Origin of the sequence: Halomonas sp. (genome assembly GCF_052095765.1) — a bacterium.
In the GTDB taxonomy this organism is placed as follows: Bacteria; Pseudomonadota; Gammaproteobacteria; order Pseudomonadales; family Halomonadaceae; genus Halomonas.
This window is the reverse complement of record NZ_JBQDJZ010000017.1, coordinates 1-23973: the sequence shown is the minus strand read 5'-3', so window position 1 is coordinate 23973 and position 23973 is coordinate 1. Positions and strand designations below refer to the sequence as shown.

Genomic DNA, 23973 nt, shown 5'->3' with positions numbered 1-23973 from the left:
CCATCCTCCTGCCCTAACCAGGAAGCGCCTCATGGCCCAGCCAGTAAACACATCTGACCGGCCCCGCCGGGGAGGTCGTGTGATATTAGTGATGGCAGTACTGGTGCTGCTGGTTGCCTGGGGAAGCATGAGTTACTGGCAGCGTCACAAGCCGCTGCACGAGGGCGTTGGTGTGGCCTGGCCGGTGCGGCATGTCAGTGATGTACAGTTGCTGATTGATGAAACCTGGTACGACGCCCAGGGACAGCAGCATCGCCAGCAGGCGATTTTCGATGAGCTGCTGGCCATGATAGGTCAGGCTCGGAAGCTCATCGTGTTAGACATGTTCCTGTTCAACGACTTTGCCGGTAATGCCGATGAACAGGGCATGCGTCATCTGTCCGGCGAGCTGAGCGATGCGTTGGTCGCGCAGAAGCGTCAGCATCCTGACATGGTCGTCAGGGTGATCACAGACCCGATCAATACGCTCTATGGCGCTCTGATGCCCGAGCATCTTGAGCGCCTAAATCAGGCCGACATTGAACTGGTCATTACTGACCTTGACGAGCTGCGCGCCTCCAACCCTCTGTGGTCCGGCCTATGGCACCTGGGACTGAACCGGCTGGGAAATAGCAGGCAAGGTGGTTGGCTGCCTAATCCGTTAGGGCGCGGGAAGATCACACTGCGCAGCTACCTGGCCCTGGCCAATTTCCGTGCCAATCACCGCAAGACGCTGGTGGTGGACCAGGCCAGCGACTGGGGCGGGCTGGTGACCAGCGCTAACCCCCACGATGCCAGCAGCCATCATGGCAACGTGGCGGTTCGCTTTCAGGGGCCGGCAGCGTTGGATCTGTTGGCCTCTGAGCGTGCTGTTGCTGGTTGGTCGAAAAGCGCAAAAGCGCGATTCGACGAACAGTGGCCAGCCGCATCGGCTGCCAGTGAACGACACAGGGTAGCTCCTGAAACCCGGCAGGAAGTCGACCAGCCCAGTCTGCGCATCCTGACCGAAGCGGCAGTTCGTGATGCATTGCTGAGCCGTATTGATCGCGCTGGTCCCGGCGACCGCTTGGATATGGCCGTGTTTTATCTTTCCCACCGCGGTGTGATTGAGGCACTCAAGGACGCCAGTGCCAGAGGCGTGGCCGTCCGAATACTGCTGGACCCAAACCAGAACGCCTTTGGCATGCAGAAAGGTGGTATTCCTAATCGCCCGGTCGCCGCAGAGCTAGCAGATGCGGGCATTGAGGTGCGCTGGTGCCTGACCCGCGGCGAGCAGTGCCACAGCAAGCTGATGCTGTATCGTGAGGCAGCGGCTTTTGACGCCATGCCATCCGGCGCTGACCCGGCTCAGGCTCAAGCCGTGGTGATTCTGGGGTCGGCCAATTTCACCCGGCGCAATCTGGATAACCTCAATCTGGAAACCAGCGTGGAGCTGGTAGGCAATCAGCTGACCCCGGCCATTGATCAGGCCACCGAGCTGTTCGAGCGGCGTTGGCTGTCCAGCGATACGCGCCGCACCAGTCTGCCTCTCTCTGCTTCCGAAGGCAGCAGCTGGTGGTCGCGTTGGCGCTATCGGCTCATGGAGGCCACAGGTCTGTCCACTTTTTAGGTGAAGCATTTAGCGATAAAACGTTTCAATGACGAACCTTGGGCCCATGCCGATGGTCGTAGTGGGAAATCTTATATGGATACTTTTTATGCTTGATTCGATTCAGCAGTTTTTTCAGCAGGCTTTCAGTGACTCGACTGCATCTCGCTCAAGCCAGGCAGACATGTCACTGGAGCTGGCGGCGGCGGCTTTGCTGTGCGAAGTGATGCGCGCGGACTATCGTCGGGACGATGCCGAGATTGCGTCGTTGCGGGATACGCTCCGGGAGCGATACAGGCTGTCCGAGCTGGCCGTTGAAGACTTGATACGATTGGCTCAGCAGAAGGTTGAGGATTCCGTCGATCACTATCAGTTTGTCTCGCTGCTTAACGACCACTATACCCAGGAGGAGAGGTTTACCCTGGTGGTGTCTATGTGGCGTCTGGCCTATGCCGATGGCGAGCTGGACCCGCTGGAGGAACACCGTATTCGCCGCATCGCTGAGCTTCTGTACCTTAGCCACAGCGACTTTATCCGTGCCAAGCTGCAGGTTCTCAATGAACGCGACTCTGCCTAGCCACATACCAAGTCCAGGCCTAGCTTGGTGATGTGGGGGGTGTCATCAATTTTCGTGAGTCCTGATACCATGGAATACCGAGCTTGACGTTGCGCTCAAGCTCAGCAATTACTTGCGCGCCCAGCAGCAGGATAACTGCGCCAATTTCAAGAGATAGCAGTAGGACAATCAGAGTAGCAAGTGAGCCATATACGGCATTCACGTAAGACAGATTGGCAAAATAGAGCACCAACAACAGTCTCACCCCCTCCCACAGCAGCGCTGCCACAAACCCACCAACCAGCGCGCGGCGCAGGGCGATGCGCTCTACCGGCATGACCTTGTAGATGGCACTGAACAGCAGAAAGACACCAACAAAGCTAGCCAGGTTGAGTATTGTTCCTGACAGACTGGCCAAAGGCAGCTCGTGGCCCAGAAATACCACCCACAACGTATTGATACCAGTGAACAGACTGACCGCCAGCGCCAGTGCCATCAGACCGACACCCAGTACGACCATGAATGCATAGGGCATCAGTGCTGATATCCAGACGGAGCGTTTAAGCTCGGTGCTTGATGAGCGAAAGATGATAGCCAGTGCGTCTTCGAGGTTTCGGAAGGCAAAAGAGCTGAAAATCAGCAGCACGGGAATACCCAAAGCGCCAATGGCCTCTTTGGAATCAATTAGCGACCGGACGGCCTGCAAAACAACCTCGGCGTGTGCTGGCGCCAGGTGGTTAAGTTGAACGGTAAGCACCGTGAACAGCTGGCGCTGATCGACGACGCCCGCCAGCAGAACGATCAGCAACGCAAACAGCGGTACGATGGAAAGCAGTATGTTGTATCCAACCCCGCCGGCCAGCAGTATGCCCCGGTTGTTCATGAAAGCACCCAGAACACGCCACATAAAATGGAGTGTCAGGGGAGCCAGGTGGAGTAAACGGGGTACTAAGGGAGGCAAATCAACACGCCTTGCGATTGGCTGCACATGAAAAATGTTGCGACGGATTGTGCATGATAGGCTGTAATTGCCCCCAAGCGTCAATGCAAAGTGTCGAATACCGTCTTTACCAAGCAATAACTACATCACAAAGAGATCACAAAGCGGCGAATTTCCGTTATCGTCAGGCAGTGTATGCTAGAAACATGACGGTCCGTGAAATGGGTCGACGATATAAGAAAACAGGAGATCAACCTAATGGCCGATAGCTCGATGCGAGAACTCTTCAAGGACAATCGTGTTAAGGGAATGGGCGGCATCACTGTCGCTGCGGTTGTCTGGGCGGTGATTGCCCAGTCCAGTGTCAGCACCGATAACGAGGCGCGCAAGGCGCTACAGTCGCGCCTGGAGTCAGTCCAGTCTGAGCGTCAGGCAATGAGTAGCCGTTTGGCAGAGCTTGAAAGCGCCCAGGTCAATATCGATTCGCTTGAAAGCGATATCCGCGATCTGGAGCAAAAGCGTGATGAAGCGCAGACCAGACTGGAGGAGATGAACGCTAAAACGGGTCAGATTGAGAGCGACGTCAAGGAAGCCCAGCAGCGTCTGGATGCGGTAAGCGGCGAAGCAGATGCTGCTGAAGCGCTCTTGGCGGATGCCAAGTCAGCGCTTGAAACAGCAAAGCAGCAGGCAGAAGAAGCCAAGCAGTCTGAAGCTGAGGCCGAGGACAGGCAGAAAGCTGCTGAGCAGGCCCGTAAGGAAGCAGAAGATGCCAGCCAACAGGCAGAGCAGGCCCGCGACGAGGCAGAGCAGCAGCGTAAAGCGCTGGAGCAGGAGGTTGCCAGTGCCAAAGCTGCCCTGGAAGACGTTCAGGCTGAAAAGAAAGAAGCACAAGACGCCCTGGCCAAGCTTGAAGATCAGCGTGAGCAAGCACGTGAAGTACTCAGTAATCTTGAGGAAAGCATTTCCAGTGGCCGTGAGACGCTGAGTGGGCTGGATGCCTCCATTGACAGCCGCCAGACAACACTTGGCAGCTTGCAGCAGCAGCTCGACAGCTGGCGTCAGGAGCTGGATCAGCTTGACCAGAAAGTCGGCGGGAGCAGTAAGGCCTCTGCACCAGAAAAGCAAGAAGACACTACTGATAAGCCTGAGGCTAATGCAAAAGCTGAAATCGAAGCCAAGTCTGACGAAACAGCTGGAGCCAACGTAGACGCCGATCAAGACAAGGCGGCTGATGAGTCCGAAGCCAAGTCTGATGATGCCGCTGAAACCAGTGCAGCCGACGATGCAAAAGCCGGTGATGCCAAGGCAGCAGACTCAAAGGAATCCAGTGATGCTGTTGTAGAGTTCGAGAAGCCGGAGGAACCAGCCAAGGCCGGAGCCGCAGACACGCCCGAAGCTGATGACAGCAAGGAAGCGGATAGCAGCAGTTCTGATGTGGACGTTGATACAGACGCCGATGCTGATGCTGAAAAAGAGCAGCAAGCCGAGCTGCAGAGTGCCTGACTCTGCCCATTTATCCGGCTGTATTGCATTAAGCGCCTCTCCCTGGAGAGGCGTTTTTATTCAGTGCTAAAGCACCGCCACAACCCCCATTCTCGGCCTGAGCTATCGCTCTTAGTCAGGTCAGGCGGTTATACTGTCCTACATAACTGGACTGTTTAGTAAAAGTATAGTGCCAGTAGCCATTTCCCCCATTATCAAGGAGTTCAACTGTGGTCAAAGGGGTCAAGCACATTGTAGCTGTGGCATCCGGCAAGGGCGGCGTAGGCAAGTCTACTGTTTCTGCCAATCTGGCACTTGCCATGGCAGCAGAAGGTTACCGGGTTGGCGTTCTGGATGCCGATATTCACGGACCCAGCCAGGCGCGGATGCTGGGCGTTAAGGAGGGCATCCGCCCAAGCCAGGGAACAGCTGAGAACAGCATGCTGCCAATCGAAGCCCATGGCCTTCAGGCGATGTCGATTGCGTTCATGATCGATACCCGTGAGCCGATGGTGTGGCGAGGCCCGATGGTAGCTGGCGCCTTTCAGCAGATGCTGGATCAGACGGAGTGGCAGGACCTGGACGTGCTATTTATCGACATGCCACCGGGTACCGGCGACATCCAGCTGACCCTGGCCCAGAAGGTACCGGTCAGCGGAGCGGTGATTGTGACGACTCCCCAGGATATTGCCCTCCTTGATGCACGCAAGGGCATCGAGATGTTCCGCAAGGTCAACGTACCGGTGTTTGGCGTGGTCGAGAACATGAGTCTGCACGTCTGTTCCAGCTGTGGTCACAGTGAGCCTATCTTTGGCGAGGGCGGAGGTGAATTGATCGCAAGCGAATATGATACGCAGGTACTGGGTCGTCTTCCGCTGACGCTGTCGATCCGCGAGCAGGCTGATGGTGGCAAGCCAAGCGTGATTGCCGACCCGGACGGTGACGTTGCCAAGACGTTTCGCGAGATCGCCCGCAAGGTCGCCGACCAGCTAGCCGTAAGCCGCAATGACGGGCCGAGCATCTCGTTCAGCGAGTGATTGCTGAGGATCAGCTTCACAGGTAAACAGGCTCTGGTGTTCAGCCCAGATCAGTTCATTTATGCACGATTTTTCAGGATAAATCATGAGCATTAAATCCGACCACTGGATTCGCCGCATGGCCGAGCAGCACCAAATGATCGCACCTTTCGAGCATGATCAGGTGCGCTATCAGGGCGACCAGCGGGTGATTTCCTACGGCACCTCAAGCTACGGTTATGATGTGCGCTGTGCCGACGAATTTAAGGTGTTTACCAATATCCACTCGGCAGTGGTTGATCCCAAGGCGTTTGACGAAAAGAGCTTTGTTGATGTACAGGGCGATGTTTGCGTGATTCCACCAAACTCTTTCGTTCTGGCGCGGACAGTTGAGTACTTCCGCATACCGCGCAGTGTGCTGACGATCTGCTTGGGAAAGTCGACTTATGCCCGCTGCGGCATCATCGTTAACGTCACCCCTCTAGAGCCTGAGTGGGAAGGGCACGTGACGCTAGAGTTTTCCAATACCACCAATCTGCCAGCCAAGATCTACGCCAACGAAGGCGTGGCCCAGATGCTGTTTTTTGAGTCTGACGAGGTGTGTGACGTTTCCTACAAGGACCGTAACGGTAAGTACATGGGACAGCGCGGTGTGACCCTGCCCCAGGCCTGATATTTGGCAGAAAGCGGCTGGCCTATGCAGGCGGTCAGCTGGACCCGCTGGAAGAATACCGTACTGCTGATCTTTTGTACCTGAGTCGCAGTAATTGTATCCGGGCTAGGCTACTAGCGGCTGCAAAGAGCGTGACTCTGAGTAACTCAGGCTCCGGTTAGCACAAGCCCAAACTAGCTCAAAGGTTAGCTTGATGATGTGGTGGTCTTTGTCGCCATTTTGTGCGCGTTCTGATGCCAGGGAATACCCAGCTTGACGTTGCGTTCAAGCTCAGCAATTACCTGAGCACCCAGCAATAGGATAGCAGTGCCAACCTTAAGCGAAAACAGCAGTACAATTATGGTAGCCAGTGAACTGTATAGGGTGTTGACGTAAGACAAGTGGGCAAAGTAGAAAACCAGCAATAGCCTTACGCCTTCCCATAGCAGTGCCGCCATAAAGCCGCCGATCAGAGCACGGCGCAGAGCGACTTTCTCTACCGGCATGATCTTGTAGATGGCACTGAACAGCAGGAAGACGCCAACAAAACTGGCCAGGTTGAGCATGGCACCAGACAGGCTGGCCAGTGGCAGTTCGTGCCCATGAATTAGCACCCATAACATGTTGATATGACTTAACAGGCTGACAGTCAGCGCCAGGGCCATCAGGCTAATACCCAGCACAGCTATGAAGGCGTAGGGCATCAGGGCGGACTTCCAGGCAGAGCGTTTAAGCTCGGTGCCTGATGAGCGAAAGATGATAACCAGCGCACCTTCAAGGTTGCGAAAGGCTAAAGAGCTGAAAACCAGTAGCACGGGAATCCCCAGGGTGCCGATGGCATGCCTGGAATCAATTAGCGAATGAACGGCTTGCAGAACAACTTCGGCGTGTGCAGACGTCAGGTGGTTAAGCTGAGTGGAAATTACGGTGAACAGCTGGCGCTCATCGACGATGCCTGCCAGCACCACCATCAGCAAGGCTAGCAGCGGTATGGTGGAAAGCAGAATGTTGTAGCCAACTCCGCCGGCCAGCAGAATGCCTTGGCTGTTCATGAAAGCAACGATAACACGCCACATAAAGTGGAGTGTTAGAGAGGCCATCTGGAATAAACGGGGCAGTAAAGGGGGCAAGTCAACACGCCTTGTAACGGTTTGCAAGTGAAGAAATATTGTATTGAGTTGCGCATGATAAGCCGTAACTGTCATCAAGCGTTAATTCAGCGTGCCAGATGGCGACTAGATGTGCTCCAGTTGGAGCGGGCGCCCCGATACGTCTCATATAGCCGCCAGCGCCTGGGGTGCTGTAATTCTGAACCTTCTTTTCGTTCAGCTACCCTCATCCAGCTCTTCGGCGGCGTCTTCATGAGAAAGTCGCATGCCGATGGAGGGGAGTGTGACGCCATCAATGGTGGCGTGGTCACCGACGAGCCTTACACGGCCTTCTAGCAGCCAGCGCACCGCGATGGGGAAGATAAGGTGTTCCCTGTCGAGTACGCGGGCCTTGAGGCTGTCTTCATTGTCATCAACACTGACATTAACTACGGCCTGGATGATGCTCGGTCCGCCGTCGAGCTCCTCGGTGACAAAGTGCACGCTGCAGCCGTGTTCTGCCACGCCGTCAGCAAGGGCGCGGGCGTGGGTATGCAGGCCTTGATAAGCTGGCAGCAATGAAGGATGGATATTGATCAGCCGCCCAAGAAAGCGCTGCACAAAGCGCGGCGTCAGAATGCGCATGAAACCGGCCAGCACTACAAGATCCGGCTCGTGGCGTTCAATCACTTTAATCAGGGCGCCATCAAAGGCATCCCGGTTGTCATACTCGCGATGCGGCAGCACCACGGCATCAATGCCTGCGTCACGGGCGCGCTGCAGCCCCATCGCCTCTGGCTGATTGGATATGACGGCCACTATCTCACCACCCAGTTCATCATGACTCTGAGCGTCGATCAGGGCTTGCAGGTTAGTGCCTCCACCAGATAGTAGTACCACTACCCGTCGCGGCTCGGTTTCTACCGCCTCTAAGTCGTTCTGGGTGGAAGTGTTATCCATGCCGGCGCTCATGGTGTCAGGTTCTCCAGTTGGACTTGGTGTGATGCCTCTTCGTTGTCGCCGCCCTGGCTATCGCCAGCAATGATTTCACCGATGCGGTAAACCGTCTCGCCCAGCGCCTGCAAGTGGGCGCGTGCTTCGTCGGCGCCATCGGCTGGAACCACCACTACCATGCCAATGCCGCAGTTGAGCACCCGGTGCATTTCGTGTTCATCCACATTGCCTTGCTGCTGCAGCCAGTCGAAAATGGCTGGGCGTTGCCAGCTGTTAGTATCAACACGCGCCACGGCGTCCTCAGGCAGCACACGGGGCAGGTTTTCAAGCAAGCCGCCGCCGGTAATGTGCGAGATGGCGTGAACCGGAATGTCGCTTTCGCGGATCAGCGAGAGCAGCGGTTTAACATAGATGCGGGTGGGTGCCATCAGTGCATTGCCCAACGAGCCTCCGTCAAAGGCCATATCCAGTGAGGCGCCGCTGACCTCAAGGATCTTGCGGATCAGAGAGTAGCCGTTGGAGTGTGGACCGGACGAGGCGATGCCCAGCAACACATCACCGACGGCCACTTTACTGCCGTCAAGGATCTCGCTTTTTTCGACCACCCCGACGCAGAATCCTGCCAGATCGTAGTCGCTGCCAGCATACATGCCTGGCATTTCTGCAGTTTCGCCGCCGACCAGTGCACAGCCGGCCTGGCGGCAGCCGTTACCAATACCCGTGACAACGTCCGCTGCCATGTCCACATCCAGCTTGCCCGTGGCATAGTAGTCGAGGAAAAGCAGCGGCTCGGCACCGGCGACCACCAGATCGTTGACGCACATGGCGACCAGATCAATGCCAATGGTGTCGTGCCTGGCAAGATCCATCGCTAGGCGTAATTTGGTGCCGACGCCATCGGTGCCGGTGACCAGCACTGGCTCACGGTAGCCGCCTGGCAGCTCGCACAGAGCACCAAAGCCGCCAAGTCCACCAAGTACTTCGGGGCGGGTAGTGCTCTTTGCTACCCCCTTAATGCGCTCAACCAGCGCATTTCCGGCATCGATATCGACGCCTGAGTCCTTGTAGCTGAGCGAGGAATGGCTGCGGTCGGTCATGGTGTGTCCTGTCTGAGCGTTGCAAACAATGTGGCGTCCAGACGTGTCGCTGTGCGTCACGCTGGGCAAGTTCGGGTGAGAATTGTAGCATTACAGTCAACGGCCCGCATCGCGTGCCGCCTATCACACAGGGAGTGAGATGATGCAGCGACAAGGCTGGGTGGCAATTGTACTGGGTGTGATCCTGTTGTGGTTCATGATCAGTATTGAGCCGGTACTCATGCCGTTTTTTGTCAGCATGGTATTGGCCTATCTTGGCGACCCGCTGGCCGATCACCTCGAGGACTGGGGGTTGTCCCGGCGTCTGGCGGTGACGCTTGTTTTCATGGTGCTAGCACTGTTGCTGGTGGCGGCGCTGGTGCTGGTCATTCCGATGCTTGGTCGTCAGCTGTCACAGCTGATTGAACTGGTGCCTGTCGCTTTTTCATGGGTGCAAAGTACGCTGCTGCCACGGATCCAGGAGTTGGGTGGTGTCGACCTCAGCCCCGATTTCCATAAATTGCGTCAGGCGGTGATGGGGAACCTCAAGGAAACCGGGTCGCTGGCGGCGACCTTGCTGTCCAAGGTTTCCAAGTCGGGACTGGTACTGGTGACTTGGCTTGGCAGTATTGCGCTGATTCCGGTGGTGACATTCTATCTGTTGCTGGACTGGGACCGGCTGATGGTCAAGCTGGTGGATCTTTTCCCCATGTCCTGGCGGCCAGTTGCCCAGCAGCTGGGGCGTGAGTGTGATGAGGTGCTGTCGGCGTTTTTACGTGGACAGTTGATTGTGATGCTGTGTCTCGGTGTGATTTACGCCATTGGCCTGACATTGTTTGGTATCAAGTTTGGTCTGCTGATCGGTTTGCTGTCGGGGCTTGCTAGTATCGTGCCGTACCTGGGCGTCATCGTGGGTATTTCAGTCGCCGGCCTGGTGGCATTTTTCCAGTTTGATAGTTGGCTGATGCTGCTGGCAGTGGCGGGTGTTTATGGTTTTGGACAGGCGGCCGAAAGCGTGGTGCTGCAGCCCAAGCTGCTCGGCGACAAGATAGGGCTACATCCGGTTGCGGTGATCTTTGCCGTGTTGGCGGGTGGTCAGCTGTTCGGGTTTACCGGTGTTTTGTTAGCACTGCCGGTGGCTGCCATGATCATGGTGGTAGTGCGTTATCTGCTGGACTACTACAAGCAGACACACCTATATCAGCATCCACCCGAGAACCGGAGTGGCAGCGGCATAGTTGGCGTAGGCGATAAGACGAGCGTCGACGGCGTGGATGCGCTGGCAAAAACCGGTGAGGAAAAATTATGAGTCGACCGGCGCCACCCGCTCAGCTTGCGCTGGGCGTAGGAGTGCGTGAGGAGGCGACCTTCAGCAATATGTATGCGGGGCCGAATGCCGCTCTGATCGAAAAGCTCGCCCATCAGCTTGATAACGACGGAGAACTTTTTGTCTACCTGTGGGGCAGCGAAGGCAGCGGCCGTAGCCACCTGTTGCAGGCCGCCTGCCATGAAGCCTCGGACCGTGATTGTCGCTCTCTCTATCTGCCGCTCAATGAGCTGGGTCACTTTCCGCCGCTGATGCTTGAGAATATCGAACGTCTGGATCTCGTTGCCATTGATGACCTGGAGGCTGTGGTAGGCCGCAGGCGCTGGGAGGAGGCGCTGTTCCATGCCTTTAACCGCTTGCGCGATAACGGCAAACGTCTGCTGGTGTCAGCCGCTGCGCCCCCGCGGCAGCTAAAGGTCCAGCTGCCTGATCTGGCCTCGCGGCTGAGTTGGGGAATGACTTTCCAGGTGCGCGGGCTGGACGATGAGCAGCGCCTTGCCGCCTTGCAGCTGCGGGCCAAGGGGCGAGGCATGCTGCTGAGTGACGATGTGGCCCGCTATATCCTGCACCGCGAACCGCGTCGGCTTGATGCATTGTTTGCCTGTCTTGAGACGCTGGACAGCGCCTCCCTGTCGGCCCAGCGGCGGCTGACGATTCCCTTCGTCAAGCAGACACTGGGCTGGTGAAGTGTTCGCTGAATCATGACAGGAAAGCCATGATACTCTTCAGGGGCTGAGCTGGACTTCTTTGCTTTCACCCTTGCCCAGGCTGACTTCCTTGATGGCGATACGGCGCTTGCTAGTGTTCGGGTCAATCAGGCTGCCTGACACATAGAAGTCGCCGCTGGGCAGATTGCGTAGCACGAAATACCCCTCATCGTTACTGCGCGTGGTATGGGTGTACTCACGGGCCTTGGGATCTGCCTTGGTGACCGCGCGGCCGGCCAGTGCCCGCTCAGCGGCTTCGGCGGAATAGGTGGTCACAGGTGCAACCGAGATGGTTTCGCCTGCGCCAATCACCGTGCCCCCCTGGGTCGGGAGCGTCAGGCGCCCACTGATGGCGGCGGTGCCTGTTTTCTTCAGCGCGGCATACTCATCGGCGGGAAATGCCACGCTTCGCTCAACACGCTGGGGTGGCGGCTTGGGTGTTGAAGGTTTTTCAGGTTTTTCGGGCACGGGTTTCTCAGATTCGCCACGATCCACTACCTCGGGTGTGCGCTGGACTGTTCCGCTGGGATAATACGTCTGACAGCCACTTAGGCCGACCACAGACGCGAGAAGAGCGCCTGCAATAATACGTTTTTTCATGACATTGACCCTTGCTCAATGGGAATAACCAGATAATCTGTGTGCACAAGAGCCTGAACAAAAAACGGAGCGACCGCAATCGCGGTCGCTCCGTTTTGATAGCGAAAGCGGACGGATGCCGCTTTCGAGTCAGTCGGTGCCGGTCAGAGACTCAGGCACTTACTGATGTGCGCAGGGCTCAGGCCTGGCGCGTAGCCTTGGCAGCAGCAGTAGAAGCCTGCTTGGTGTTCTCTTCGGTCAGCTTCTGGCTCTTAGAGGCGAAGTCCTGCTGCAGAGCAACGACTTTTTCCGCGTCGCCTTTCATGCGCTCGGTCAAGTCCTTGGCAACCTTCTGCTGGTTTTCCATGTATGCACGCAGACCTTCAGCGTCACGTACGTCGAGCAGTGCACGCACCTGAGTCAGGTTGGTTTCAGCATAGGACTTGCTGGCTTCGAGCTGTGCGCTGACCAGCTTCTCAGTAAAGTCGAGGCTCAGGTTGGCGTAAGCGCGGGCCGGGCCAAAGAACAGATTTTCGAACTGGGTGGTGTCAAAGCTTTTCATGAAGTTTTCCATGTGTATTTCCTTTTAGTCAATGAATTCAAGCATTACGACAGATGCCGTTGCTCTTCAGGTCTCTGTTGCAGTGCACAATAGCAAGCTTTTTGGTGCAGTGCAACAATTCGGGTGGTTTTTTCTTATTGCATGACCTGGCAGGCTCCAGGATCAGCCCAGGTTTGGGCCTGTCGAACAGACACGAACAGAGACTCGTTTTGCAAGTCGGGCATGTGCCTGATTTCATGAGATAACTATTGAATGAAAAGGAGAATGGCCAATGAACGACAAGCGAATTGAACACGACAGCATGGGTGAGCTGGACGTGCCGGTAAGCGCCCTGTATGGCGCCCAGACCCAGCGTGCGGTCAATAATTTTCCGGTATCGGGCCACAGGATGCCGCCGGCCTTCATTCATGCCGTTGCGCGGATCAAGCTGGCTGCTGCTTCAGTCAATCACGACCTCAAGCTGCTGGACAGCGAGCGGGCCGATGCCATCTGTGGTGCCGCCAAGGCGATCATCAACGCCGAGCACGATGACCAGTTTCCGGTGGATGTGTACCAGACCGGGTCGGGCACCTCGACCAACATGAACGTCAATGAGGTGATCTCACACCTGGCCAGCCAAGATGGCCTGGCGATCAGTCCTAACGATCACGTCAATATGGGGCAGTCCAGCAATGACGTGATTCCCACTGCGCTGCATCTGTCAGCAGCCATCGAGCTGACTGGAACATTGCGTCCGGCAATTGAACATCTGCGTAACAGCATTGATGCCCGAGCGGTAGAGCTCGATGATGTGGTCAAGACCGGGCGCACCCATCTGATGGACGCCATGCCGTTGCGCATGAGCCAGGAACTGGGTGGCTGGTCGAGCCAGCTCGGTCAGGCCATGGAGCGCTTTGACAGCGTGCTTCTGCGGCTGTGTCGTCTGGCTCAGGGTGGCACCGCAGTGGGTACCGGCATCAACGCCCATCCGGAGTTTGCCCAGCGCATAGCTGAGGCGTTAAGCCAGCAGACCGGTCTTGCACTTGCGCCCAACGACAGTTTTTTTGCCAGCTTGGGTGCCCAGGATGCTGCGGTGGAGCTTTCTGGGCAGCTGCGCGGACTGGCCTGTGTGATTATGAAAATCGCCAACGATCTGCGCTGGATGAACTCCGGGCCACTGGCCGGGCTTGGTGAGATTGAGCTTGAGGCGCTGCAGCCAGGCAGCTCGATCATGCCGGGCAAGGTCAACCCGGTGATACCGGAAGCTGCCGCTCAGGTGGCTGCACAAGTCATTGGTCTGGATGCCGCAGTAACCGTGGCGGGGCAGAGCGGAAACTTCCAGCTCAATGTGATGCTGCCGCTGATTGCCAACAACCTGCTCAGCTCGATGACGCTGATGAGCAATATCTCCTATCTGCTGGCTGACCGCTGCATCGCGACTTTCAAGGTGCGCGAAGCGCATTTGCGCGAGCCGCTGTCGCGTAATCCGATTCTGGTGACCGCGCTGAACTCGGTGATCGGCTATGAAGCTGCTGCGGCTATCGCCAAGCAGGCGTATAAGAGTGGCCGTCCGGTGATTGATGTGGCAGACGAGCAGACCGACCTTTCCCGCGCAGAGCTTGAACGTCTGCTTGATCCAGCTGCACTAACCCGCGGTGGCGTGCCCGGTTGATGCCAGGCCCGGCTCTAGTCAGGCTTGCTGGGTCCGGGCTTCTCCTTCCAGAATGGTTTCTTGAGCCTCCTGATGCTCTTCATGACAGGCAGTGGGAGGCTCGTGCTCGTCGCTGCGCGCCGGGCGATAGCAAAGCGTGGCAAGTATCGGAAAGTGATCGGAGCCGAAACCCGGTAGGCGGCGCAGATGCCTGAGGGTGAAGTGCTCGCTGACGAACACATGATCCAGCGGCCAGCGCAGCAGTGGATAGCTGGCGTGGAAAGTGCTGAACATGCCACGGCCACGGCGCGGGTCCAGCATGCCGCTGACTCGGCAGAATAGTCGAGTGGTGCGCGACCAGGCCACGTCGTTAAGATCGCCGGCCACTAGGGTGGGAGTCGGCTGTTCGTGTATACGCTTGCCAATTAATAGTAGTTCGGCATCGCGCCATAGCGACTCCTCGCTTTCGCTGGGTGCTGGTGGCCTGGGATGTAACGCGTGCAGGCGTACCGTGTCCCCGCATGGCAGCATTACACCGGTCACGATGGAGGGAATGTCGTCTTGGATCAGGCGTTCAACGGTTGGTGAGACCAGGGGCAGCCGCGAGTAGAGGTGCATGCCGTAGAGGTTGTCCTGGGGAATACACACGGCGTTTGGCATTTCTTCCAACAGCGCCTCATCGAGCTGTGTCTGCCACCAGTCGTCAGACTCCAGTGTCAGCACGATGTCCGGTTTATGGCGTTTGATCAGCTCGATCAGCCCTGCAGCGTTGCGGTTCGGGGTTAGAACGTTAGCCACCAGCAGCGTTAGGCAGTGGTCGTCATGGCCCGGCTCGGCATCTTTGACCTGCACAGGCCAGATGGCAGTCCAGGGAAAAATACGGCGTGCCTGCAGAAACACTGTCACTAGGCTTGCCGCAAGGGTGATCCAGGTCCATGGCGCGTCAAGCAGCGGGACACAAATCAGGGTCAGTAGCGCCACCACGGCAATCTGCAAGCGCGGAAACTCACAGGCGCGTATCCACCAGATGGTGGAACGCAGATAGGCTAGCAGAGTGGCCGCAAGCGTCATCAGGGAAACAGTGGCAATAATAAAACTGAGCATGGTGCTGCTTCCTTGTTGGGTGTCCTGTTGTGGGGTAGCGTTGTGGTGTTGTGGTTATGCCAGAGGCGGAGAGGGCAAAGATAGCACGCGAAGCTGATGATGATTGAACCAGGCTCATTTTTTTCGCCTGGCTGTCATTACCTCAGCCAGATGCTGGCGCTGAGCCGTAGAGAAACGCATACCCAGCTTGGTGCGCCGCCACAGGACATCGTCAGGGGTTTGTGCCCACTCGTTGATCATCAGATAATCAAGCTCAGCCGTGCTGAGCCCTGCGCCAAGGTCGTCACCAAGTGCTTCAGCTGAACGTTTTTTTTCCAGGAACTGCAGGCACAGGGTGCCGTAGCTGCGCGCAAAACGCTGAGCCTGCGCCGTTGTCAAAAACGGATAGTCGGCCAGCAGCTGCTTGGCGAAGCTGTGCTGATCGGTAATATCACCCCCCGGCAGCGGCACCTCGGCCGTCCAGGCGGAGCCCATAGCGGGCAGGTAGGGTGCTAGTTGATCAAGTGCCGCCTCGGCCAGCTTGCGATAGGTGGTGATCTTGCCGCCGAACACCGAGAGCAGCGGTGCGGCTCGTGCTCCCGACTCCTGATTCTCCCCTGGCGCCTGATTACTGCTGGTATCCAGCTCCAGGGTGTAATCGCGGGTCATGGCCGACGGGCCTACCGACTCGTCATCGCACAGCGGGCGAACGCCAGCAAAGGTGCGAATGATGTCATCGCGTCCCAGCGGCCGGTCGAAATGGTTGTTGATGACCTCCAGCAAATAATCAATTTCCTCATCCGTCGCCTCGACCCGGGATGGATCCCCCTCATAGCGGCGATCGGTGGTGCCCACCAGGCTGTAGTCGGCCTCCCAGGGCAGTACAAAAACAATGCGTCGGTCAGTGTGCTGCAAGATATAGGCGCGCTGATCTGGGTTGATGCGTGGCACCACCAGGTGGCTGCCCTGAATCATGCGGATGGCATAGCGCGAAGGGCGAGCCAGTCGCTGCTTGATCAGTTGCTCGACCCAGGGGCCGGTTGCATTGACCAGGGTTCGCGCACGGCGCAGGAATTGCTGTTGGCTGTTGACATCTTCAAAGGTCAGTTCCCAGTAACTGTGAACCTCACGGGCACTGACCAGGCGGGTGCGCACCAGTATTTCTGCACCGTTATCGCGGGCCTGAATCGCGTTCAGCACCACCAGGCGGGCATCGTCTACCCAGCAGTCGGAATACTCGAATCCGCGAGTGATGTCGCCGGCCAAGCCAAGAGTTGGGTCGATTCGCATGGCGCGTGAGCCCGGCAGCTGCTGGCATCGGCTCAGGTGGTCGTAAAGAAACAGGCCGACGCGGATCATCCAGGCCGGGCGCAGGTGAGGCCGGTGGGGCAAGATGAAACGCATTGGCCAGATGATGTGCGGGGCCTTGGCCAGCAGTATTTCACGCTCCTTGAGTGCCTGATGCACCAACCGGAATTCGTAATATTCCAGATAGCGTAAACCACCATGAATGAGCTTGCTGCTGGCGGAAGAGGTGGCGCTGGCCAGGTCCGCCTGCTCACACAACCCTACTGACAGGCCACGTCCTGCGGCATCAGCGGCAATACCGGTGCCGTTAATGCCGCCGCCAATCACATAAAGATCCAACAGCTCGTTCGTTGTGTGCATGCCTGTCTCCGCTCGTGGGTCCTGATCGGGTTGATAATTGAGTGCTACACCAGAATGGCATAGGCTCAGAGCTTTTAAGCTGTCATCTTTTTCCTGTTAACAGGATGTTAATCATGTCTTCATACCTGCTATCCATCGATCAGGGTACCACCAGTTCCCGGGCGATCCTGTTTGACAGAAAAGGCAGTGCTGTGCATATCGCCCAGCGCGAGTTTGAGCAGCACTTTCCTGCTGATGGCTGGGTTGAGCATGATCCTGAAGCGATCTGGGAAAGTGTGCTGGGTACCTGTCGCGAAGTGCTGGCCAGTCCGGGAGTGAACCTTGCCCAGGTCGCCGGTATCGGTATTACCAATCAGCGGGAAACCACGCTGCTTTGGGATCGCGCCACAGGTGAAACCCTGCATCCGGCGATTGTGTGGCAGGATCGGCGCACTTCTGATGCCTGTCAGCAGTTGCGTGACGCTGGCCACGAAACACTCGTCAATCAGCGGACCGGCCTATTGATTGACCCCTACTTTTCAGCCACCAAGCTGGGCTGGCTGCTGGATAACGTGGAAGGTGCCCGTGAGCGCGCCGAGAGGGGTGAGCTGGCTTTCGGCACTGTGGATACCTTTCTGATCTGGCGATTGACTGATGGCCGGGTGCATGCCACTGACGCCACTAACGCCTCGCGCACCATGCTGTTTGATATCCACCGCCAATGCTGGGATAGCGAGTTGCTGGCGCTGTTTGATATCCCCGAGGGCCTGCTGCCCGAGGTCAAAGACTCCAGTGATGACTTCGGCTCAACTGATGCCAGATGGCTGGGCGGTGCACTGCCGGTAGCAGGCGTTGCCGGTGATCAGCAGGCGGCGTTGTTTGGTCAGGCCTGCTTCGAACCGGGGATGGGCAAAAGTACCTACGGCACCGGTTGCTTCATGATCGTCAATACTGGCGAGCAGGCTGAAGCGTCGCGTAACCGGCTGCTGACCACCGTAGGGTATCGTCTCAATGGTGTACCAACCTATGCCATGGAAGGCAGCATTTTCGTGGCCGGCGCGACCATGCAGTGGTTGCGCGATGGCCTCAAGCTGTTTGCCAATGCCGCTGAAACCGAGCAACTGGCTAGCCAGACCAGGGCTGGCAATCACGTCTATCTGGTGCCAGCGTTCACTGGCCTTGGCGCACCCTACTGGGACCCCAAGGCTCGCGGGGCAATTCTTGGCCTAACCCGAGACACCGGCATTGCCGAAATTGTTGCTGCCGGGCTGCAAGCGGTGTGCTATCAGACTCGCGACCTGCAGGAGTGCATGAGCGATGACATGAGCGCCGCACCCGGTGCACTGCGAGTGGATGGTGGCATGGTGGTCAACAACTGGTTGATGCAGTTTCTTGCCGACATGCTCGGTGTCGAGGTTGATCGCCCCGAGACCCAGGAGATCACCGCGCTTGGGGCGGCGTACCTGGCAGGCTTGAAATTAGGCTGGTATCAGGATCTGGAAGAAATCGCCGGGCTATGGAGCGCCGAGCGGCGCTTTTATCCGGCGATGGGCTCTACCCAGCGCGATGAGCTGTATGCCGGTTGGCTGGAAGCGGTTGCCCGAGTGCGCTCCGAGCCCTCGACGGATATGCCAAGTCATTGAGCTTCGGCGACTTGCTGATGTTACTGAGGCCAACAATTGCACTTGCAATCTGTCTGCTGCCAAGTACAATACGCTTCCGTTGTCGCACTGAAAGCTGGCTCTGACGCCAACAGATATGCGGTGATTCAGGACCATAGCTCAGTTGGTTAGAGCGCCACGTTGACATCGTGGAGGTCGGCGGTTCGAATCCGCCTGGTCCTACCAGATTCCAAAAAGCCCCTGATGTTTCTACTCAGGGGCTTTTTCGTGGTGTATCGGAAATCTGGCTTCCCTCAATAGTTGCTCAGTGCCACCTCATTGGTCAGCTCGCTACGGGCGATAAACACTTTTACCAGTTGTTCGATGCCAGCCTGGTCGGTTTCACTGAAGCGGCCAGCGGTGGGGCTGTCCAGATCCAGCACGCCCCACAGTTCCCCACTGGCGACGATCGGCACCACCAGTTCGGCGCGCGAGTCGGCATCGCAGGCAATATGATCCGCCACGGCCAGCACGTCATCTACCCGCTGGGTGGTGCGCTCTCGGGCGGCTTTGCCGCATACCCCCTTAGAGAAGGGAATAGGGTGGCAGGCCGGCTTGCCCTGAAAAGGGCCGAGGCTCAGCACCTCAGAGCGGCGCTGCAAATAGAAGCCGACCCAGTTCAGGTCAGGCACTTCCTGCATGACAAAAGCACAGGTTTGGGCACTGTTGGTTAGCCACTCGCGATCGTCAAGCAGGGCGGCCAGCTGGCGGGCCAGAAGCGCATAGTCGGGTTGTTGCACGGTAAGGCTCCACTTTTCCACTACTACCATTGTGTGTACAGGCGAACAGGCGAACAGGAATAGGAGGTGAACGAAAACGGGCCGACACCTGTCGGCCCGTTGCTGAGTGGCGGTTGCGCTGCGCAGAGCGGCAGCGCCGGGGGATTACTTCCAGCCCGGTACCGCGGCACCGTCGAACAGCTCTTTGGCCTTGGCGGCCACCTCATCGCTTTGGTAAGCATCAACCAGCTGGGTGATGTGCTCGGCATCTTCGTCACCGGCACGCACCGCGATGATGTTGACGTAAGGCGACTCAGGTCCTTCGCGTACCAGGGCGTCATCTAGGCTCAAGCCGGCTGGCTGGGCGAAGGTGTTGTTGATGAAGGCCAGGTCAACATCGGGCAGCACACGGGGCAGCTGGGCAGCCTCGATTTCACGAAAGTCATACTTGTTGGGGTTTTCAGCAATGTTGAGCGGTGTGGCTTCGAGGTTCTCTGGATCATCCAGAGTGATCAGCCCGTGGTTATGGAGCAGGATCAGCGAGCGGCCTTCGTTGGTCGGGTCGTTGGGCAATGCAATGACTGCGCCCTCGGGCAGGGCATCGAGACTGTCGTACTTCTCGGAATAAGCGCCAATCGGGTAGACAAAGGTCAGTCCGGCAATTGCGAAATCGTAGCCCCGGTCGTTGACCATTGACTCCATGTAGGGCTGATGCTGATAGGCGTTGGCGTCCAGGCTGCCGTCGGCCAGCGCCGCGTTGGGGGTGACGTAGTCGGTAAACTCGATGATCTGGACGTCAAGGCCGTGACGCTCTTTGGCGAGCTCGGCTGCTACCTGCATCACATCAGTTTCAGGGCCAGCGACAGTGCCGATCTTGATGCTGTGCTGCTCAGCTTGTGCCTGGCCGATGGCCAGTGCCAGCGCGGTAACGGCAAAGCCGCGGATCAGGATGTTGCGCATTTCATTGTCTCCCTGACAAGTAAAGATAAAGTGCATCTCATGGTAAGGGAATATGCAGAGTTTTTGTAATGCTTTTTAGCTATTAATTTGATGCAGTTAAAAACACTCTGCCCGGTTTGCAAAACACCGTCAGCCACCAGCCTTGTTGCCAGTTAAACGGTGCGCTATGGTTTGTGCGTGTTAGACACGGGGTGTCCCGCCAATGGTGGGGCTGAGACAACACCCGCTGAACCTGATCCCGTTCATACTGGCGAAGGAATGTCTACGCGGTGCTCATAAAGAGTGGCTAGCGTGTGCCTTTGCCTTCACTTTGCTATCCGCCTCGGATGGCATCACCAGGGCCACGCAATGAGTACTGTTTCCACAACATCTTCTTCTGCAGCAACTTTCTCCGCCTCTGCGATTTCTGCCTCTCCTACTGCGCTGCCGCTCGACCAGCAGATTGTGCTGATCACTGGGGCTGGCCGCGGCCTGGGTGCCAGTCTGGCGCGTGCTTTTCTTGATGCCGGGGCGCGGGTTGTCGTCAACTATCGCAACAGTGTGGCCGGTGCCGAGGCTGTGGTTGCCCAGGCGCCTGATCGGGCGCTGGCGGTGCAGGCCGATGTGTGTGATGCCAAGGCGGTCAAGGCCATGGTTGAAGCCGCGGGGGAGTACTTCGGCGCGCCGGTGACCACGCTGATCAACAATGCGCTGCCGGACTTCTCGTTCAACGGCGATGCCCGCCCCGATGTGGACACCCTGAGTTGGGAACAGTTGGAGCAGCAGCTCAAGGGCGTCAACCAGGGCGCACTGAACGCGGTGCAGGCCGTGCTGTCGGGCATGCGGGAACAGGGCTTCGGACGCATCATCAACGTCGGTACCAACCTGTTTCAGAACCCGGTAGTGCCCTATCACGATTACACCGCAGGTAAGGCCGCGCTGTTGTCGCTGACGCGGACCTTCGCCCACGATTTAGGGCCGGACAATATCACGGTCAACATGATTTCCGGCGGTCTTCTGCGCACCACGGATGCCTCTTCGGCGACGCCGGAGGCTGTTTTCGAGCTGATCGCCGCCAATACACCACTGCGCCGGGTGATTACACCTGAAGAGTTTGCTGACGCAGCGTTGATGTTTGCTTCGCCCTGGGGCCGCGCGATCACCGGGCAGAATCTGGTGGTCGATGGCGGGCTGGTAAAAGACTGATGGCCGCCAGCATGCACCTGAACCTTTTCATTATGGGCTGCGGTCACCATCGGGCGGCCTGGCGTCATCCGGACTCCTCTGTTGAGCGGCTTGGGGATATCAGCTATTACGAATCGCTAGCGCGTACCGCCGAGCGTGGCAAGTTCGATGCGGTGTTTTTCGCTGACGGTCATGCCGCTGGCAACGTTGCCGGTGGGCCGCTGTGGTTTCTTGAGCCATTGACCGCACTTGCCGCCATGGCTCGGGCCACCGAGCATATCGGGCTGATCTCGACGGTTTCCAGCACCTTTTACACCCCGTTCCACGCTGCGCGGATGCTGGCCTCGCTGGATCATATTTCCAGCGGGCGGATGGGTTGGAATCTGGTGACCTCGATGTTCGACAGCGAGGCGCGTAATCATAATTACCTAGCGATGCCGCCTCATGCTGAGCGCTACGCCCGGGCAGAGGAGTTCGCCGACACCGTGCTGGCGCTGTGGGATAGCTGGGGCGATGACGCCTTGTGCTTAGAGCGTGGCGGCCTGTTTGCCGACCCTGAAAAGGTGCGCCCAATCCACCATCACGGCGAGCACTTTCTGGTGGACGGCCCGCTGAATGTGCCACGTCCGCCCCAGGGCCGACCGGTGCTGTTCCAGGCTGGCGCCTCAGAGCAAGGGCGCGACCTTGCCGCCCGCTTTGCCGAGGCAATTTACGCCGTGGCCTATGACCTGGACTCGGCTCAGGCTTACTACCGCGATATTCAGGCACGAGTGGCTGCTGCCGGTCGTCCACCGGTCGCCATCATGCCGGGACTGGTAACCTATGTGGCTTCCAGCGAAGTAGAAGCCAAAGCGCTCCAGCGTGAGCTCGATGTGCTGCTGCCGACCCGGGATTCGCTACATCAGCTCAGCCAGTTCATCGGCCAGGACTGCAGCGCTTGGGAGCTGGATGCGCCAATGCCCAAGTTGCCACCGCTGGAAGAATTTACCGGGCCGAAAGGACGTTATGCCACGATTTTGCGCATCATCGAATGCGAGAAGCCTACCTTGCGTGAGCTGCTCGGGCGCCTGGCGGCCGGTGGTGGGCATTGCACCATGATTGGCACGCCAGAAAAGATCGCTGATGAAATGCAGCGCTGGGTGGAGCAGGGGGGCGCCGACGGCTTCAACCTTATGCCGCCGTCGCTGCCTTCAAGTATTGATGATTTTGTCGAGCAGGTGGTGCCAGTACTCCAACAACGCGGTCTATTTCGCCGGAAGTACGCAGGGCGCACCCTGCGCGAGCACCTGGGGCTTGAACGGCCTAGTGTGCTCTGATGGCTGCTTTACGACTGTCGACCTTATGCTTGCCTACCAAAGCGCCGCACCAGTGTTGCCAGGCGGGAAAAATCAAAGCGCTCCCTGGCGGGTAGTACGCGCATCAGCACGGCTGAGATGACCACCGGTACCAGGGCGGCGAGCAAGAAACTCTCCAGAAGGGTGTCAGTACCAGCACCGGGGGCGGGGAAAGCCAGTAACCCCGCCGCCAGCCCGCAGGCGGTGCTGATTACCGCATTGCGGCCATCGTAGTGGCGGTTGAACAGCCCGAAAAACACCGGAAATGCTGCCGCTGAACACAACAGGTCGGCCAACAGGAACAGATACAGCACGCTGAAACCTTGGGCAGCGACCCAGGTGATTGGCACCGCGGCAGCCACAATCAGCCAGCGGGAAAGGCGCATCAGGGTAGTTTCGCTGGCCTGGGGGAGTAGGCGATGCATATCCACTGCAATGATGCTTGATGTGGCGTTAATGGTGGAGTCGGCGCTGCTCATCACCAGCGCGAGCCCTAGCGGAATCAGTGCCAGCGCAAACCACAGCGGCACACTGTCTAACAGCACACTGAACAGTGCGACCGAGCCATCGCCTTCTAAGCCCAGGCCAACAAAAGCTAGCCCGAACAGCCCCATCATGAAGATGATCGGCAGGTTAAGTAGCCCGCTGATCCAGAAGCTGCGGCGCAGTACGCTGACGTTTTTCGCCGCGTAGATACGCTGCCAGGTACCCTGATAGAAAAGCCCCGTGAGCACCACGGCGATAAAGAACGTCAGCCCGGCACGTACTCCGCCGGCATCGGTGAAATCGAGTAGCTCGGGAGCGTGCTGGGCCAGCCCGTCAAGGGTGGGAGCTGTGCCGCCGGCGGCTTGCCAGCCAAAGAAAAGCAGCAGGGCCAATAGCGGCAGAATGACTACCATCTGCACCTTGTCGGTAAAAATCGAAGCGCGTAGCCCGCCATAGAAGGTGTACAGCACCGTGGCTAGCATCACCACGCTGGCAGTCAGCCACAGCGGTATGGGAGCCAGCAGCGTCACCATGCGTGCTACGGCAGTGAGGCCCGCTGCCAGTGAAATGAAGAGATAAAGCAGCATGATTGAGAGTGTGAAGGCGTACATGGTGCGCCCGTAACGATGGATCACGAACTCGGTCAGCCCGTGACCTTCGGGCATCAGTTCACGAATACGCTGGCCCAGCGGAATCATGATCAGCCGCGGTACGCAGGAGCCCAGCGCATAACCCAGCAGCGCACTGACGCCGCCCCAGGTGGCGGCCTGAGCGGGACCGAAA

22 protein-coding genes, 1 tRNA gene and 1 riboswitch are annotated in these 23973 nt (G+C 57.9%); of the genes, 12 read left to right on the top strand and 11 right to left on the bottom strand.

Annotation, left to right across the window (positions count from 1 at the left end):
• Positions 1-31 precede the first annotated feature (31 nt).
• Together ACTH3D_RS03975 and ACTH3D_RS03970 are read left to right on the top strand one after the other, a co-directional pair.
• Positions 32-1588, top strand: coding sequence for a phospholipase D family protein (locus ACTH3D_RS03975; protein ID WP_441665481.1), 1557 nt, complete (start codon positions 32-34; stop codon positions 1586-1588).
• A gap of 88 nt (positions 1589-1676) precedes the next feature.
• Positions 1677-2144, top strand: a complete 468-nt coding sequence (locus tag ACTH3D_RS03970) for a TerB family tellurite resistance protein (protein ID WP_441665479.1) — start codon at positions 1677-1679, stop codon at positions 2142-2144.
• Positions 2145-2163: 19 nt separating this feature from the next.
• On the opposite strand, the gene ACTH3D_RS03965 is transcribed toward ACTH3D_RS03970, so the two are convergent.
• Entirely contained in the window at positions 2164-3030 is an 867-nt protein-coding gene (locus ACTH3D_RS03965) for a YihY/virulence factor BrkB family protein (RefSeq protein ID WP_441665477.1), read from the bottom strand.
• A gap of 291 nt (positions 3031-3321) precedes the next feature.
• Here ACTH3D_RS03965 and ACTH3D_RS03960 point away from each other — a divergent pair, with 291 nt between their 5' ends.
• From ACTH3D_RS03960 to dcd, 3 genes are all read left to right on the top strand, one after another.
• The gene (locus tag ACTH3D_RS03960) at positions 3322-4566 is read left to right on the top strand and encodes a hypothetical protein (RefSeq protein WP_441665475.1); all 1245 of its coding nucleotides are present in this window, start codon (positions 3322-3324) and stop codon (positions 4564-4566) included.
• Positions 4567-4775: 209 nt separating this feature from the next.
• Complete coding sequence (gene apbC, locus ACTH3D_RS03955; protein ID WP_441665473.1) at positions 4776-5582, top strand: iron-sulfur cluster carrier protein ApbC; 807 nt, start codon at positions 4776-4778, stop codon at positions 5580-5582.
• A gap of 85 nt (positions 5583-5667) precedes the next feature.
• Positions 5668-6234 (top strand): dCTP deaminase, encoded by a 567-nt coding sequence (dcd, locus tag ACTH3D_RS03950; protein ID WP_441665471.1) that lies wholly within the window; start codon positions 5668-5670, stop codon positions 6232-6234.
• A 185-nt stretch (positions 6235-6419) separates the two neighbouring features.
• On the opposite strand, the gene ACTH3D_RS03945 is transcribed toward dcd, so the two are convergent.
• The 3 genes from ACTH3D_RS03945 to purM form a co-directional block, all read right to left on the bottom strand.
• A complete protein-coding gene (locus tag ACTH3D_RS03945) occupies positions 6420-7313 on the bottom strand; it encodes a YihY/virulence factor BrkB family protein (protein WP_441665507.1) in 894 nt (297 codons plus the stop codon).
• 225 nt (positions 7314-7538) lie between these two features.
• On the bottom strand, positions 7539-8261 hold the full coding sequence (gene purN / locus ACTH3D_RS03940; RefSeq protein ID WP_441665469.1) for a phosphoribosylglycinamide formyltransferase: 723 nt from the start codon (positions 8259-8261) through the stop codon (positions 7539-7541).
• A gap of 8 nt (positions 8262-8269) precedes the next feature.
• On the bottom strand, positions 8270-9352 hold the full coding sequence (gene purM / locus ACTH3D_RS03935) for a phosphoribosylformylglycinamidine cyclo-ligase (RefSeq protein WP_441665467.1): 1083 nt from the start codon (positions 9350-9352) through the stop codon (positions 8270-8272).
• 139 nt (positions 9353-9491) lie between these two features.
• Between purM and ACTH3D_RS03930 the strand changes: the two genes are divergently transcribed.
• Both ACTH3D_RS03930 and hda read left to right on the top strand, forming a co-directional pair.
• Positions 9492-10640, top strand: coding sequence for an AI-2E family transporter (locus ACTH3D_RS03930; RefSeq protein WP_441665465.1), 1149 nt, complete (start codon positions 9492-9494; stop codon positions 10638-10640).
• Positions 10637-11344, top strand: coding sequence for a DnaA regulatory inactivator Hda (hda, locus tag ACTH3D_RS03925; protein WP_441665463.1), 708 nt, complete (start codon positions 10637-10639; stop codon positions 11342-11344). The genes ACTH3D_RS03930 and hda overlap by 4 nt, the downstream gene beginning before the upstream one ends.
• 39 nt (positions 11345-11383) lie before the next feature.
• Here hda and ACTH3D_RS03920 read toward each other — a convergent pair whose 3' ends face one another.
• Together ACTH3D_RS03920 and ACTH3D_RS03915 are read right to left on the bottom strand one after the other, a co-directional pair.
• Positions 11384-11965: a hypothetical protein gene (locus ACTH3D_RS03920; RefSeq protein ID WP_441665461.1), complete on the bottom strand. Its 582-nt coding sequence runs from the start codon at positions 11963-11965 to the stop codon at positions 11384-11386.
• 178 nt (positions 11966-12143) lie between these two features.
• Positions 12144-12506, bottom strand: coding sequence for a phasin family protein (locus ACTH3D_RS03915; protein WP_441665459.1), 363 nt, complete (start codon positions 12504-12506; stop codon positions 12144-12146).
• Between the two features lie 271 nt (positions 12507-12777).
• On the opposite strand from ACTH3D_RS03915, the gene ACTH3D_RS03910 reads away from it, so the two are divergent.
• Complete coding sequence (locus ACTH3D_RS03910) at positions 12778-14157, top strand: class II fumarate hydratase (RefSeq protein ID WP_441665457.1); 1380 nt, start codon at positions 12778-12780, stop codon at positions 14155-14157.
• Positions 14158-14175: 18 nt separating this feature from the next.
• On the opposite strand, the gene ACTH3D_RS03905 is transcribed toward ACTH3D_RS03910, so the two are convergent.
• Both ACTH3D_RS03905 and glpD read right to left on the bottom strand, forming a co-directional pair.
• Complete coding sequence (locus tag ACTH3D_RS03905; protein WP_441665455.1) at positions 14176-15240, bottom strand: endonuclease/exonuclease/phosphatase family protein; 1065 nt, start codon at positions 15238-15240, stop codon at positions 14176-14178.
• 114 nt (positions 15241-15354) lie between these two features.
• Positions 15355-16887, bottom strand: a complete 1533-nt coding sequence (gene glpD, locus ACTH3D_RS03900; protein ID WP_441665453.1) for a glycerol-3-phosphate dehydrogenase — start codon at positions 16885-16887, stop codon at positions 15355-15357.
• 113 nt (positions 16888-17000) lie between these two features.
• Here glpD and glpK point away from each other — a divergent pair, with 113 nt between their 5' ends.
• Together glpK and ACTH3D_RS03890 are read left to right on the top strand one after the other, a co-directional pair.
• Positions 17001-18509 (top strand): glycerol kinase GlpK, encoded by a 1509-nt coding sequence (gene glpK / locus ACTH3D_RS03895; protein WP_441665451.1) that lies wholly within the window; start codon positions 17001-17003, stop codon positions 18507-18509.
• 127 nt (positions 18510-18636) lie between these two features.
• Positions 18637-18713, top strand: a tRNA-Val gene (locus tag ACTH3D_RS03890).
• Positions 18714-18781: 68 nt separating this feature from the next.
• Here ACTH3D_RS03890 and ACTH3D_RS03885 read toward each other — a convergent pair.
• Together ACTH3D_RS03885 and ACTH3D_RS03880 are read right to left on the bottom strand one after the other, a co-directional pair.
• The gene (locus ACTH3D_RS03885) at positions 18782-19297 is read right to left on the bottom strand and encodes a GAF domain-containing protein (RefSeq protein ID WP_441665449.1); all 516 of its coding nucleotides are present in this window, start codon (positions 19295-19297) and stop codon (positions 18782-18784) included.
• Between the two features lie 114 nt (positions 19298-19411).
• The gene (locus ACTH3D_RS03880) at positions 19412-20206 is read right to left on the bottom strand and encodes a MetQ/NlpA family ABC transporter substrate-binding protein (protein WP_441665447.1); all 795 of its coding nucleotides are present in this window, start codon (positions 20204-20206) and stop codon (positions 19412-19414) included.
• Positions 20207-20383: 177 nt separating this feature from the next.
• Positions 20384-20482, top strand: a riboswitch (TPP riboswitch).
• A 72-nt stretch (positions 20483-20554) separates the two neighbouring features.
• Between ACTH3D_RS03880 and ACTH3D_RS03875 the strand changes: the two genes are divergently transcribed.
• Positions 20555-21391, top strand: coding sequence for a 3-oxoacyl-ACP reductase (locus ACTH3D_RS03875; RefSeq protein WP_441665445.1), 837 nt, complete (start codon positions 20555-20557; stop codon positions 21389-21391).
• An 11-nt stretch (positions 21392-21402) separates the two neighbouring features.
• On the top strand, positions 21403-22686 hold the full coding sequence (locus ACTH3D_RS03870) for an LLM class flavin-dependent oxidoreductase (RefSeq protein ID WP_441665443.1): 1284 nt from the start codon (positions 21403-21405) through the stop codon (positions 22684-22686).
• Between the two features lie 23 nt (positions 22687-22709).
• Here ACTH3D_RS03870 and ACTH3D_RS03865 read toward each other — a convergent pair.
• A partial coding sequence (locus ACTH3D_RS03865; RefSeq protein ID WP_441665441.1) for a sodium:solute symporter family transporter occupies positions 22710-23973 on the bottom strand: 1264 nt, incomplete at its 5' end.